Annotated in this window: 12 protein-coding genes; all 12 read left to right on the top strand. The window is 37.4% G+C overall.

The window, feature by feature from the left end:
* Position 1: 1 nt before the first annotated feature.
* The 12 genes from nuoH (at position 2) to ACFIMP_RS03240 (ending at position 13523) form a co-directional block, all read left to right on the top strand.
* Entirely contained in the window at positions 2-1048 is a 1047-nt protein-coding gene (nuoH, locus tag ACFIMP_RS03295; protein WP_375632259.1) for an NADH-quinone oxidoreductase subunit NuoH, read from the top strand.
* 14 nt (positions 1049-1062) lie between these two features.
* Positions 1063-1554, top strand: a complete 492-nt coding sequence (gene nuoI / locus ACFIMP_RS03290; protein WP_273723184.1) for an NADH-quinone oxidoreductase subunit NuoI — start codon at positions 1063-1065, stop codon at positions 1552-1554.
* Positions 1555-1648: 94 nt separating this feature from the next.
* Positions 1649-2269, top strand: a complete 621-nt coding sequence (locus ACFIMP_RS03285) for an NADH-quinone oxidoreductase subunit J (RefSeq protein WP_375613454.1) — start codon at positions 1649-1651, stop codon at positions 2267-2269.
* 14 nt (positions 2270-2283) lie between these two features.
* Positions 2284-2592, top strand: a complete 309-nt coding sequence (nuoK, locus tag ACFIMP_RS03280; RefSeq protein ID WP_273791275.1) for an NADH-quinone oxidoreductase subunit NuoK — start codon at positions 2284-2286, stop codon at positions 2590-2592.
* 6 nt (positions 2593-2598) lie between these two features.
* Positions 2599-4563: an NADH-quinone oxidoreductase subunit L gene (gene nuoL, locus ACFIMP_RS03275; RefSeq protein WP_375685982.1), complete on the top strand. Its 1965-nt coding sequence runs from the start codon at positions 2599-2601 to the stop codon at positions 4561-4563.
* Positions 4563-6032 (top strand): NADH-quinone oxidoreductase subunit M, encoded by a 1470-nt coding sequence (locus ACFIMP_RS03270; protein ID WP_273791287.1) that lies wholly within the window; start codon positions 4563-4565, stop codon positions 6030-6032. The genes nuoL and ACFIMP_RS03270 overlap by 1 nt, the downstream gene beginning before the upstream one ends.
* 17 nt (positions 6033-6049) lie before the next feature.
* On the top strand, positions 6050-7504 hold the full coding sequence (gene nuoN / locus ACFIMP_RS03265) for an NADH-quinone oxidoreductase subunit NuoN (RefSeq protein WP_375621227.1): 1455 nt from the start codon (positions 6050-6052) through the stop codon (positions 7502-7504).
* The gene (locus ACFIMP_RS03260; RefSeq protein WP_375636712.1) at positions 7504-8313 is read left to right on the top strand and encodes a biotin--[acetyl-CoA-carboxylase] ligase; all 810 of its coding nucleotides are present in this window, start codon (positions 7504-7506) and stop codon (positions 8311-8313) included. Before nuoN ends, ACFIMP_RS03260 begins: the two co-directional genes overlap by 1 nt.
* Positions 8314-8358: 45 nt before the next feature.
* Positions 8359-10035, top strand: coding sequence for a ribonuclease J (locus tag ACFIMP_RS03255; protein ID WP_375680900.1), 1677 nt, complete (start codon positions 8359-8361; stop codon positions 10033-10035).
* A 202-nt stretch (positions 10036-10237) separates the two neighbouring features.
* Positions 10238-11563 carry a proline--tRNA ligase gene (gene proS / locus ACFIMP_RS03250; protein WP_375628076.1) on the top strand — a complete coding sequence of 442 codons (1326 nt, stop codon included), beginning with the start codon at positions 10238-10240 and terminating at the stop codon, positions 11561-11563.
* Between the two features lie 11 nt (positions 11564-11574).
* A complete protein-coding gene (locus tag ACFIMP_RS03245; protein ID WP_375668360.1) occupies positions 11575-12843 on the top strand; it encodes a lipoprotein-releasing ABC transporter permease subunit in 1269 nt (422 codons plus the stop codon).
* Complete coding sequence (locus tag ACFIMP_RS03240) at positions 12843-13523, top strand: ABC transporter ATP-binding protein (RefSeq protein ID WP_273791269.1); 681 nt, start codon at positions 12843-12845, stop codon at positions 13521-13523. The genes ACFIMP_RS03245 and ACFIMP_RS03240 overlap by 1 nt, the downstream gene beginning before the upstream one ends.
* The last annotated feature ends 14 nt before the right edge of the window (positions 13524-13537 follow it).

The following is a 13537-nucleotide window of genomic DNA, read 5'->3' as shown; positions in this document are numbered from 1 at the left end:
GATGTATGATTTCTTTATGACTTGGCTGTTGCCATTACTCATTATAATCGGAAAAACACTTCTTCTTTTGGTCGTTCTTTTGGTCTTAGTTGCTTATCTTCTTTATGCAGATAGAAAAATTTGGGCAGCGGTACAATTGCGTCGTGGACCAAACGTTGTTGGACCATGGGGTTTGTTACAGTCTTTTGCAGATTTAATTAAATTTGTTGTTAAGGAGCCTATTATCCCTGCAGGTGCAAATAAGGGTGTTTTTCTTTTGGCTCCTTTTGTTTCAGCGACACTTGCTTTATCAACTTGGGCTGTTATTCCTGTCAATGAGGGTTGGGAGATTGCAAAGATTAATGTTGGCTTGCTTTATATTTTAGCCATTTCATCTCTTGAAGTTTATGGTGTTATTATGGGGGGATGGGCATCAAATTCAAAATATCCTTTCTTAGGAGCTCTTCGTTCGGCGGCACAAATGGTTTCTTATGAAGTTTCCATTGGTTTTGTGCTTGTGACTGTCATTTTAATAAGTGGTTCGTTAGATCTCACAACAATTGTTTTTAAACAAACGCACGGGCTTGGTACAACTCTTGGTCTTCCTTTTAACAGTTTTCTCGATTGGAATTGGTTGGTCCTTTTTCCAATGTTTATTATATTTTTTATTTCTGCGCTTGCAGAGACAAATCGTCCTCCATTCGATTTGGTGGAAGCAGAATCCGAACTTGTTGCTGGTCATATGGTAGAATATTCTTCAACGCCTTACATGCTCTTCTTTCTAGGTGAATATGTTGCGATTGTTTTAATGTGCGCATTAACAACCATTCTATTTTTAGGCGGTTGGCTGCCTCCCTTAGATGTTTGGTGGCTTAATTGGGTTCCTGGTATCATTTGGTTTGTTTTAAAAGTCTGTTTTGTATTTTTTTGGTTTGCTATGGTTAAAGCATTTGTTCCACGTTATCGCTATGATCAGCTCATGCGGCTTGGTTGGAAGGTTTTTCTTCCTCTCTCACTAGCAATGGTTGTGATAACTGCTGCTTTTTTAAAGTTTACGGATTTCGTTTAAGAGGAGATTTTACGATGTCAGGTTTTATTCAGGCGGCAAAGTCACTTCTTCTATTGGAATTTGTGAGTGCTTTTTTCTTAGCTATGCGTCAATTTTTTTCACCAAAACCCACGATTAATTATCCTTATGAAAAAGGTTTTGTATCTCAGCGTTTTCGTGGTGAGCATGCATTGCGTCGCTATCCAAATGGTGAAGAACGGTGTATTGCTTGTAAATTATGTGAAGCGATTTGTCCTGCTCAAGCGATTACAATTGAAGCTGGGCCACGGCGCAATGATGGTACACGTAGAACTGTCCGTTATGATATAGACATGGTTAAATGTATCTACTGTGGTTTTTGTCAAGAAGCCTGTCCGGTTGAGGCTATTGTCGAAGGTCCAAATTTTGAGTTTGCGACGGAAACACGTGAAGAACTTTATTATGATAAAGAAAAACTTTTATTGAATGGAGATCGCTGGGAGCGAGAAATTGCTCGAAATATATTGATGGATGCGCCTTATCGTTAAGTGTATCGTTAAATGAGGTGTCGGATATTTTTCCGATAAATTGTAATCTGGTATGAAGTTTATACCAATTGTTTGAATAATTAAGGAGAAGCCTATGCTAACAGATCTAGCGGCGGCATTTTTCTATTTGTTTGCTTTTATTATGCTAACAAGTGCAGTTATTGTTATTACAGCACGCAATCCAGTGCATTCTGTTTTGTTTTTAATCCTCGCATTTTTTAATGCAGCAGCTTTGTTTTTACTTGCAGGAGCAGAGTTTTTAGGGCTTATTCTGCTTGTTGTGTATGTTGGAGCTGTCGCTGTTTTATTTTTATTTGTCGTTATGATGCTTGACGTTGATTTTGCTGAGTTAAAGAGTGGAACTCTTCGGTATGCTCCTATTGGAGCTCTTATTGGTGTTATTATCGCTGTAGAATTGATTGTTGTTTTTATGAGTAGCTATTTTTCTCCAGTCTTGAGAGCGCATGTTACGCAACCAATGCCAGATTTAGCGCAGCGAACAAATACACAAGCATTAGGTGATATTCTCTATACGGATTATGTTTTCTATTTTCAAATTGCTGGAATGATTTTATTGGTTGCAATGATTGGAGCTATTGTTTTAACACTTCGTCATAAATTAGGAGTAAAGCGGCAATCTATTGCGGAGCAAGTTTCTAGAACGGTAGAAAGTGCCATTGAAATCAAACAAGTTGAATCAGGCAAAGGTATGTAAGGGGGGCTATGCAGATGTATATTGATATTACACATTATCTCACTGTTTCTGCTTTGATGTTTACAATTGGTATTGCTGGAATTTTTCTCAACAGAAAAAATGTGATTATTATCTTGATGTCCATTGAGCTTATATTGCTTTCAGTTAATCTCAATTTTGTTGCATTTTCAGCATTTCTTCATGATCTCGTTGGTCAGGTATTCGCTTTATTTGTCTTAACCGTAGCAGCTGCTGAAGCTGCCATTGGTTTAGCAATTCTGGTCGTTTTTTTCCGTAATCGTGGTTCCATTGCGGTTGAAGATGTTAATGTAATGAAAGGCTAACCAGTGATGTATTATACGATTGTCTTTCTTCCGCTTTTGGGTTTTTTAATTGCTGCACTAGGTGGAAAAACGATAGGAGATCGTGCGAGTGAATTGATAACATGTAGCTTTATGGTTGTTGTTGCCATATTATCGTGGATAGCATTTTTCAGTACTGCACTTGGTCATATTCCAGCGATTGATGTATTGGTATTACATTGGATGACTGTTGGTGACTTAAGCTTTAATTGGGCTTTACATGTTGATGCATTAACAGCTGTCATGCTTATTGTTGTGAATAGTGTTTCGGCATTAGTGCATATTTATTCAATTGGTTATATGCACCATGACCCTTCAAGGTCTCGTTTTTTTTCTTATCTTTCTTTGTTTACATTTATGATGCTTATGTTGGTCACATCCAATAATTTGATTCAGATGTTTTTTGGATGGGAAGGTGTCGGACTTGCTTCTTATTTACTCATTGGTTTTTGGTTTCAGCGCGATTCTGCTAATAAGGCCGCAATGAAAGCTTTTGTAGTTAACCGTGTTGGAGACTTTGGTTTTCTCTTAGGAATCTTTAGTATTTTTGTTTTGTTCCAATCGGTTGATTTTGCCTCTATTTTTGCAAAAGCTGCCGACAAGAGCTTTATACAAAATATGACATTTTTAGATTGGCAATTTGATGGGCAGACGGCAATTACCATTACATGTCTTTTATTATTTATTGGTGCGATGGGAAAATCCGCACAATTTCTTTTACATACTTGGCTGCCTGATGCAATGGAAGGGCCAACCCCTGTATCAGCGCTTATTCATGCCGCTACAATGGTAACGGCTGGTGTTTTTATGATTGCGCGTATGTCGCCAATTTTTGAACTTTCTTCAACTGCTTTGACCGTGATTATTATTGTTGGTGCAACAACAGCGTTTTTTGCAGCAACTGTGGGGTTGGTACAGAATGATATTAAGCGTGTTATTGCTTATTCTACATGCTCTCAACTTGGTTATATGTTTGTGGCATTAGGTGTTGGAGCTTATGGCGCTGCTGTCTTTCATCTTTTTACGCATGCTTTTTTTAAAGCCTTATTGTTTCTTGGTGCAGGTTCTGTGATTCATGCTGTATCTGATGAACAAGATATGCGAAAAATGGGTGGGTTACGCAAACATATAAAGGTCACCTATTGGATGATGATGGTCGGGACCATTGCCTTGACCGGAGTTGGAATTCCAGGAACACTTTTCGGGACTGCAGGTTTTTTCTCAAAAGATGCGATTATAGAGTCTGCTTTTGCATCTCATAATATTGCTTCAGGATATGCTTTTTATCTTCTTGTTTTTGCTGCCTTTTTAACAAGTTTCTATTCATGGCGACTTATCTTTATGACATTCCATGGTAAACCACGGGCAACAGTTGATGTGATGCATCATGTTCATGAATCGCCTCCAGTTATGTTGATTCCACTCTTTCTTTTATCTATTGGAGCAATATTTTCTGGTGTCGTTTTCCAACCTTACTTTTTTGGTGACTTGTATAATGCTTTTTGGAAGGGAGCATTGTTTACAAGCAGCCATAATCATATTCTTCATGATGCTCACCATGTTTTTAATTGGGTAAAATGGTCGCCTTTTATAGCAATGATTCTTGGGTTTATGTTGGCTTATTTATTTTATATTGTGGCTCCCTCTCTTCCCAAGAAAATGGCGCGTATTATGCCAGGAGTGTATCACTTTCTTTACCAAAAGTGGTATTTCGATCAATTATATAACTTTTTATTTGTTCGTCCTACCTTTAGAATTGGTTCTTTTCTTTGGAAAGTGGGAGACGGTAAGATTATTGATGCTCTAGGTCCCAATGGTATTGCAGCGCGTGTTGTTGATATTACAAATAGAGTTGTTCGAATGCAAACAGGCTATCTTTACCACTATGCATTTGCAATGCTTATCGGCGTTGCATTGCTCATTACATGGATGATGATCGGGGGCGTAAACTAATGACCGATTGGCCTATTCTTTCTACGGTTACATTTTTGCCGCTTGTTGGTGTTCTTCTGATTTTGTTTATCAAAGATGATAGTGAAGTAGCACGCCATAATATACGTAATGTCGCATTTTTTACGACTCTATTTGTTTTTATTATTTCTTTAATTATTTGGATAGGATTTGATTCTAGCAACCAAAATTTTCAAATGGTTGAAAAATCCAGTTGGTTAGGGGGTGGTATTAGCTATCATATGGGGGTCGATGGTATTTCTATTCTTTTTGTTGTTCTCTCGGCTTTTCTTTTGCCTTTCTGTATTTTAGCAAGTTGGGAGAATGTTAAAGAGAGATTAAAAGCCTATATGATTGCGTTTCTTCTTCTAGAAGTTGCGATTATTGGTGTTTTTTGTGCTCTTGATGCAATGCTATTCTATGTTTTTTTTGAAGGCAGCCTCATTCCAATGTTTATCATTATAGGTGTATGGGGAGGAGCACGTCGTGTTTATGCAAGTATAAAGTTTTTCTTATATACTTTACTTGGTTCAGTGCTTATGCTGGTTGCTCTTATGGTTATGTATTGGGAGGCTGGGACACTTGATATACCAACTTTACTCAATTATCAGTTTCCTGCTCATATGCAAATATGGCTATGGCTTGCATTTTTTGCTTCTTTCGCAGTTAAAATGCCAATGTGGCCAGTTCATACATGGCTCCCTGATGCTCACGTAGAAGCACCGACAGCGGGTTCTGTTATTTTAGCTGGTGTCTTACTTAAATTAGGTGGGTATGGTTTTCTTCGTTTTTCTTTACCTATGTTTCCTATCGCTTCAGCAGATTTTGCGCCTTTTGTTTTCACATTATCGCTTATCGCTATTATTTATACATCACTGGTTGCACTTGTTCAAAGTGACATCAAAAAACTTATTGCTTATTCTTCAATAGCGCATATGGGGTATGTGACAATGGGTATTTTTGCTGCGAATGAACAGGGGATACAAGGGGCTATTTATCAGATGTTATCCCATGGAATTGTTTCAGCAGCATTGTTTCTTTGTGTTGGGGTTATCTATGATCGCTTGCATACACGTGAAATTTCAGCGTTTGGTGGTTTAGTGAATAATATGCCTAAATATGCTGTTGTTTTCTTAATTTTCACTATGGCAAATGTTGGTTTGCCTGGAAGCTCAGGATTTTTGGGTGAATTTTTAACCTTAATAGGTGTTTTTCAAGTAAATAAATTGGTTGTTGTTTTAGCAACAACAGGTGTTATCTTATCGGCAGCCTATGCCCTTTATCTTTATCGGCGTGTGGTTTTTGGTTCCTTGGATAAAGAGAATTTAAAAGTATTAATAGATCTTTCTTTAAGAGAAAAATTCCTCCTTTATCCAATGGTTATTCTTACAATATTCTTTGGTATCTATCCAACGCCTATTCTTAAGGCAACGGCGTTTTCCGTAGAAACCCTCATCAATAAACTGCACTAGATAAGGGAAGAATGCACATGCAAACTGAAATAATAGCGCAATTAGTCTTAATTCTTCCAGAGCTTTTAATTGCATTAGGAGCTGTCGTGCTGCTTATGATTGGTGTTTATTCCAATACACGTGCTTCTTTAACAGTGACAGGTTTAGCCATAGCAATTCTTGTGGCAACCATTATTATTCTTATAATTTTTCCGAAAAATGGTTCATTTCAAACCAATGCGCTCGTTATCGATTCCTTTAGTCGTTATATGAAAATTTTAATGCTTATTGGTGCACTCTTTTCTCTTATCATGTCTGTTGGTTTTGCCAATGCACAAAAGTTTAATATATTTGAGTTTCCAGTACTTGTTCTTTTAGCAACCCTTGGAATGATGTTTATGATTTCAGCGGGTAATATGCTGTCGCTTTATATGGGGTTAGAGCTGCAATCTTTAGCTTTATATGTTTTAGCAGCGATTAATCGTAATAATGTAAAATCTTCTGAAGCCGGTATAAAATACTTTGTTTTAGGAGCATTATCTTCAGGGTTGCTTCTTTATGGTATTTCTTTGCTTTATGGTTTTACCGGTCAAATTGGTTTTCACGAAATTGCTCTTGCTTTAAAGGGCAAAAATGTACAATTGGGGGTCATTTTTGGAATTGTCTTTATTTTAGCTGGTTTGGCTTTCAAAATTTCTGCTGTTCCGTTTCATATGTGGACACCTGATGTTTATGAAGGAGCGCCCACACCGATTACAGCATTTTTTGCTGGTGCCCCTAAAGTTGCTGCAATGGCTTTAATCATCCGTATTATTGTGGTGACCTTTATTCCCCTAGGGCGTGTTGATAACGTGATGCCTGCATGGCAACAAATTTTGGTGTTCATGGCGATTGCATCAATGATACTGGGTGCTTTTGCTGCAATCGGTCAGAATAATATTAAGCGCTTAATGGCTTATTCGTCGATCAGTCATATGGGTTATGCACTTGTTGGTTTATCTGCTGGAGATATGCTTGGGATAAAAAGCGTTATCCTTTATATGACTATTTATCTTGGAATGACGCTTGGTTCATTTGCCTTTATTCTTGGAATGCGCTCTCAGAATGGAAATGTTGAAAATATTTATGATCTTTCAGGGTTAGCAAAGACGAATCCGTTTATGGCTGTTGTGATGACAATACAGCTTTTTTCTTTAGCCAGTATACCACCTATGGCTGGTTTTTTTGGAAAGTGGTATACCTTTTCTGCTGCTGTCCACGCTGGACTTACGCCACTTGCTGTCGTTGGGATGATAGCGTCTGTCGTTGGGGCTTTTTACTATTTGCGAGTCATTAAAATTATGTGGTTTGATGATGCACAAGCGCATTTTGTTGCTTTATCGAAAGAGCTTCAATTTTGTCTTGGTCTTTCTGTATTCTTTATTTTATTTTACGCGCTTTTTGGAGTTTGGTTCGCTGAGCTAGCAGAAAAAGCAGCAACAGCATTGTTTTAATGAATATGGTTTATACTTTATCAGATTTTGCACAAAAACAGGGATACACTGTTGAAGCGTACGATAGTGTTGATTCAACAAATCTCATTGCGCAACGAAAAGCGCAAACTGGTCATCAAGGTAATCTTTGGATTGTTGCACAAGAACAATCACAGGGAAGAGCAAGAAGAGGGAGGACTTGGTCTAGTCCAAAAGGGAACCTTTATTCTAGTCTTTTATTAGTTGATGATATTGTTCATCAAACTGCGGCTCAACTTGGTTTTGTTGCTGGAGTAAGTGTGGCAGAGGTAATAAAACAATTGATAAAAGAGGAAAAGCAGACAAACAATATTGTGAGCTTAAAATGGCCAAACGATATTTTGCTCAGAGGAGAAAAAAGCTCTGGAGTTTTGCTTGAGATTTTAAAATTGTCATCACAACAATATGCTTTGGTTATTGGTATTGGAATAAATGTGAAATATAATTATGAAGATGCGCCCTATTCCACTTCAAGCTTAAAGAATATCGGGTTGCGTATTGATGCAGAACAATTATTTACGGTTTTGACGGAGTGTTTTTCTAAAAATTACCTTCTTTGGAAACAACCAAAAGGATGTGAAATAATCCGAAAAAAATGGCTTTTATATTCCGCTCATCTTGGGAAACATGTCAAAGTGGTGAATGATGAAAAAGTCATTGAGGGTATTTTTGATGGTCTTGATAGTGATTTTAACTGCATCATAAAGCGAAAAGACGGTCAGACAGCCATTATAACAGCTGGGGATGTTCATTTTGGTTTGGCTGATTCTGTTAATGCAGGCCGTTATTGAAAAATTATTTTATCATCAGATACCTTAATGATTTGGGAGATGTTTATGGTTGCAGCCAATAGATGTGAATTTGTTTTTTTACCTCTGGGAGGTGTAGGTGAAATAGGGATGAATTTAGCTGCTTACGGATTTGGTCCCCAATATCTTCGTGAATGGCTGCTGGTTGATATGGGGATTAGTTTTGCTGGTTCTGAATTACCAGGTGTCGATCTTGTTTTGCCTGATATTCGTTTTCTAGAAAGTGAAAAACACAATATACGGGGTCTTGTTTTAACACATGCACATGAAGATCATTATGGGGCCGTTCTTGATTTATGTCCAAAGTTACAAGTGCCGATTTACTGTACGCCTTTTACGGCAGGATTATTGGAAACTAAAAAACAATTAGATTTTGAATCTCAAAAAATTTTACTCAATATTTTTCAAGCTGGTGATTGTTTTCAGGTAGGTTCCTTTGCTGTAGAGGCTATAGCCGTTAACCATTCAATACCAGAATCTGTATCTTTAGCAATTACAACCTCTTTGGGGACTGTGATTCATACTGGTGATTGGAAAATTGATCATACCCCTTCACTCGGGGCTGTAACCGATGAAAAAAGATTTCGTGCTTTAGGCAAAAAAGGTGTTTTAGCATTACTTTGTGATTCCACAAATGCATGTCGGGATGGTATCTCTCCTTCAGAACAGCAAGTTCAAGCCAGTCTTTCAGAGATTATTTCTAAAGCTGAAGGGCGCGTTGCGATAGCAACTTTTTCTTCTAATATTGGTCGGATACGTTCTATTGCTCTTGCAGCTGAAGCTGCTGGACGTAAGGTGCTTGTCATTGGGCGTTCCCTTAAGCGAAGTATTATGGTTGCACAAGAGCTTGGTTATATGAATGGTTTAGCACCATTTGTAACGGAAGATGATTATGGCTACATCTCGCGAAAAGATCTTGTTTTAATTGTCACAGGGAGCCAAGGTGAGCCATGTGCTGCTTTGGCTAAACTGTCACGTGATGGAATGAAAAATATTGCACTTTCCACTGGTGATACCGTTATTTATTCATCACGAAGTATTCCAGGAAACGAAAAAGCGATTATTGAGGTACAAAATCGTTTCATTGATTTGGGTATTAAAATTATTACGAATGAAGATGCACTTGTTCATGTTTCAGGTCATCCCCGTCGTTCAGAACTTTTACAGATGTATGATTGGATAAAGCCACAAATACTTGTCCCTGTACATGGGGAAGCAATGCATCTTAAGGCTCAGGCAACTTTAGCACGTCAAGCGGGTATTAAAACTGTTATGGATATCAGAAATGGCCATATGTTACGTCTTGCACCAGAGCCTGTAGAAGTTATTGATCAAGTTCCTGTTGGCCGCATCTATAAGGATGGTTGCCTAATTGGAGATGAAGATGAATTAGGGATTCGTGAACGCCGCAAACTAAGTTATGCTGGTCATGTTACTATTTCTCTCCATATAAATAGTAAGCATGAATTATTAGGGGATATAGGTCTAACAACATTCGGGTTACCTGAAAGTAATGGAAAGGGGGAAAGTTTAAAAGATATTCTTTTAGATATCGTAGAAAATACAGTTTATAATATCCCACGCATGAAACAGAAAAATAATGAACTTATTCGAGAGGCAACACGACGTGCAGTAAGAGCGGCTGTTCATGAAATTTGGCAAAAAAAACCTATCTGTACAGTTTTTTTACATCGGTCAAAATAAAAGAACTTTCCTATTACGTTATTTAAAAAGAGAAGAGCATTTTTATTTTATTGCTAAATAAGAAAAATAGAGAATAAAGCACAATAAATTTTAAATGATAAGATCGTTATATTTGCAAGTATTCAGAATGCGGCTATAGATGAATAGAGGGTGTGATAAATTGTTCCGATATGATAGATCTGATTAGGAGTTAATTATTTCAATGCGTCTTTCTCAATATTTCCTTCCACTTTTAAAAGAGAATCCTAAAGAAGCAGAAATTGTTTCTCATCGCTTCATGTTGCGCGCTGGAATGATTCGACAACAAACATCAGGGATTTATTCTTGGCTTCCTTTGGGAAAAAAAGTGCTTGATAAAGTTTGTAAAATTATTCGTGAAGAGCAAGAACGTGCGGGTGCAATAGAAATATTGATGCCTACAATTCAGTCTGCTGATCTTTGGCGTGAAAGCGGTCGTTATGATGATTATGGTTTGGAAATGCTCCGCATTAAAGATCGTCAAAAGCGTGATTTACTTTATGGTCCAACCAATGAAGAGATGGTAACAGATATTTTTCGCTCTTATGTTCGTTCTTATAAAGATCTTCCGCTTAATTTATATCATATTCAATGGAAATTTCGTGATGAAATTCGTCCACGTTTTGGTGTGATGCGAGCACGAGAATTTTTAATGAAAGATGCTTATTCTTTTGATCTTGATTATGAAGGCTCTGAAACATCTTATAATCGTATGTTTGTTGCTTATTTACGCACTTTTTCTCGCCTTGGCTTAAAAGCAATTCCTATGCGTGCAGATACAGGTCCAATAGGGGGGGAACTCAGTCATGAATTTATCATTTTGGCTGAAACAGGAGAGAGTGCTATCTTCTGTGATAAACAATTTCTTGAACTTACCGTTCCTGATAGTTCAATCGATTTTAGTGATAAAGCTGTTTTAGATGATATTGTTAAGCAATGGACATCTTTTTATGCAGCAACGGAAGAAATGCATAATGAAGAGGAGTGGGCTAAAGTTTCTGATCATAATCGTCTTTCAGCGCGTGGTATTGAAGTAGGGCATATTTTCCACTTTGGTACTAAATATTCTGCTCCAATGGGAGCAAAAGTTATGGGACAAGATGGAAAAGAGCATGTGGTCTCTATGGGATCTTATGGTATTGGGCCTTCGCGTCTTGTTGCTGCCGCTATTGAGGCTTCTCATGATGAAAATGGTATTATTTGGCCAAAGTTTATGGCACCGTTTGATTTTGGGATTATCAATATGAAGCCCGATGATGAAAAATGCACACAGGCATGTGAGTTTCTCTATCAGGGATTAAAGAAGGTTGGTTTTGATCCGTTATTAGATGATAGAAATGAACGCCCTGGATCAAAATTTGCAACAATGGATTTGATTGGTTTGCCAACGCAAATCATTGTTGGTCCTAACAGTATTGCACAAAATGAAGTTGAAATTAAAGATCGAAAAACAGGAATAAAAAAATCTCTAAAGGTTGAAGATGTGCTCAGCCAACTTTCTATAATTTAATAGGAAATATTATGAAGAGGCTGAAAAAAAAATGCTTTTCATCTTATGAGTGGATGATCGCTTTTCGTTATATGATTCCCAATAAAAAACATGTCGTTGCATCTGTTATTTCAATTATTTCTCTTATTGGGATTATGTTGGGCGTATTTGCTCTAGTTGTTGTTATGGCGGTGATGAATGGCTTTCGTACAGAACTTCTCAATCGTATTCTTGGTATGAATGGGCATCTTATTATTCAAACAGTTGATTCTGGTTTCTCTGATTATAAGACTCTTATTTCTTCTTTAGAAACTACAAATGGTGTGAAGTTTGCTTTACCTGTTATTGAAGGTCAAGCGCTTGTTCAAGGTGAAGTTCAAGGTGGCTCTGGCGCGTTAGTTCGTGGTATGCGCAAACAAGATCTAGAAAAGCTTAAAACAGTCTCTCAAAACATTAAATTAGGATCGATTTCTCGGTTTGATCAAGAAGAAGGTGTTGCAATTGGAAGTGGCTTAGCAGAAAAATTAGGACTGACAGTTGGAAGAGATATTCGTATTATTACTCCAGATGGTGATGAGACTCCTTTTGGCGTTACCCCACGTGTGAAAGCTTATAAAGTCGTTGCTATTTTTGAAGTTGGTATGTCTGAATATGATTCAATATTTATCTTTATGCCTCTCCATGAAGCACAAATGTTTTTTAATTTGGGAGATAAGGTTCAGTCTTTGGAATTATTTCTAAATGATCCTGATGCTGTTGATCAAATAAAACCTGTTGTAGAAAAAGCAGTTGAACAACAGGTCTATTTAATTGATTGGCGTACACGCAATCAGGCTTTTTTTTCAGCCTTACAGATTGAACGAAATGTTATGTTTTTCATTCTTTCTCTGATCGTTCTTGTTGCTGCTTTAAATATTATTTCAGGGCTGATTATGCTTGTAAAAGATAAAAGTCATGATATTGCAATTTTACGCACGATGGGGGCTCAACAGAGTGCGATTTTGCGTATATTTATCATTACAGGAATGATGATTGGTTTTATTGGAACTATATTGGGTTTAGTTTTAGGTGTTATCGCGACCGCGAATATTAATCATATCCAAGATTTTATATCTTGGTTATTTAATGTCGACGTTTTTAATCCTCAACTTTATTTTTTAACAAAATTGCCTGCACAAATTGAGTGGAAACAGACCATCTTGGTTGCTATGATGGCTTTATTCTTGTCGTTTCTTGCTGCTCTCATTCCGGCATGGCGTGCTGCTAAGCTAGATCCCGTACAAGCTTTGAGGTATGAATAATGACAGCTATTTTAGAGCTTGTAGAGATTGAAAGACACTTTTTCGAGAGTCATAAGCCACTCATTGTTTTAGATAAAGCGAATTTTATTCTTAATCGTGGAGAGCTTGTCGCACTTGTTGCACCATCTGGTGCTGGAAAATCAACACTTCTTCATATTGCTGGATTATTAGAAAAACCAACAGCTGGTGATGTGATGTTACGGGGTGTTTCTTGTGCAAAGCGCTCTGATAGTGAGCGAACAGCTATAAGACGAAATGATATTGGTTTTGTTTATCAATTTCATCATTTACTTCCAGAGTTTACGGCGTTAGAAAATGTCATGATACCCCAAATGATAGCAGGATTAAAAAAATCTATAGCAGAAGATCGTGCGCGCAAATTATTGACGTATCTGCGTGTTTCTCATCGTGCGAACCATCGTCCCTCAGAGTTATCGGGAGGAGAACAACAACGTGTTGCTATTGCACGTGCAGTAGCAAATGGCCCTTCGGTTCTTTTGGCTGATGAACCTACAGGAAATCTTGATCCAGTAACTTCAGCTTATGTCTTTCAAGCTTTATCTATCCTTGTTCGTCAGTCTGGTCTTTCTGCTCTTATTGCAACACATAATTACGCTTTGGCTAAGCAAATGCATCGTCGAATTACACTTAAAGAACAAAAGATTATAGAACTTCCTTAAAGCAAGGTAAAAAT

Source organism: Bartonella sp. AP65SXKL, assembly GCF_042195725.1.
Taxonomy (GTDB): Bacteria; Pseudomonadota; Alphaproteobacteria; order Rhizobiales; family Rhizobiaceae; genus Bartonella.
The sequence above is the reverse complement of the archived record's forward strand: the minus strand, read 5'-3'. Positions and strand labels throughout refer to the sequence as shown.

What these genes read in the sequence shown, in the direction of transcription:
- ACFIMP_RS03245 (WP_375668360.1), top strand. Translation starts at nt 11,575, where the DNA reads ATGAAGAGGCTGAAAAAAAAATGCTTTTCATCTTATGAGTGGATGATC.
- nuoK (WP_273791275.1), top strand. Translation starts at nt 2,284, where the DNA reads ATGTATATTGATATTACACATTATCTCACTGTTTCTGCTTTGATGTTT.
- nuoN (WP_375621227.1), top strand. Translation starts at nt 6,050, where the DNA reads ATGCAAACTGAAATAATAGCGCAATTAGTCTTAATTCTTCCAGAGCTT.
- ACFIMP_RS03285 (WP_375613454.1), top strand. Translation starts at nt 1,649, where the DNA reads ATGCTAACAGATCTAGCGGCGGCATTTTTCTATTTGTTTGCTTTTATT.
- nuoI (WP_273723184.1), top strand. Translation starts at nt 1,063, where the DNA reads ATGTCAGGTTTTATTCAGGCGGCAAAGTCACTTCTTCTATTGGAATTT.
- nuoL (WP_375685982.1), top strand. Translation starts at nt 2,599, where the DNA reads ATGTATTATACGATTGTCTTTCTTCCGCTTTTGGGTTTTTTAATTGCT.
- ACFIMP_RS03255 (WP_375680900.1), top strand. Translation starts at nt 8,359, where the DNA reads ATGGTTGCAGCCAATAGATGTGAATTTGTTTTTTTACCTCTGGGAGGT.
- proS (WP_375628076.1), top strand. Translation starts at nt 10,238, where the DNA reads ATGCGTCTTTCTCAATATTTCCTTCCACTTTTAAAAGAGAATCCTAAA.
- ACFIMP_RS03260 (WP_375636712.1), top strand. Translation starts at nt 7,504, where the DNA reads ATGAATATGGTTTATACTTTATCAGATTTTGCACAAAAACAGGGATAC.
- nuoH (WP_375632259.1), top strand. Translation starts at nt 2, where the DNA reads ATGTATGATTTCTTTATGACTTGGCTGTTGCCATTACTCATTATAATC.
- ACFIMP_RS03270 (WP_273791287.1), top strand. Translation starts at nt 4,563, where the DNA reads ATGACCGATTGGCCTATTCTTTCTACGGTTACATTTTTGCCGCTTGTT.
- ACFIMP_RS03240 (WP_273791269.1), top strand. Translation starts at nt 12,843, where the DNA reads ATGACAGCTATTTTAGAGCTTGTAGAGATTGAAAGACACTTTTTCGAG.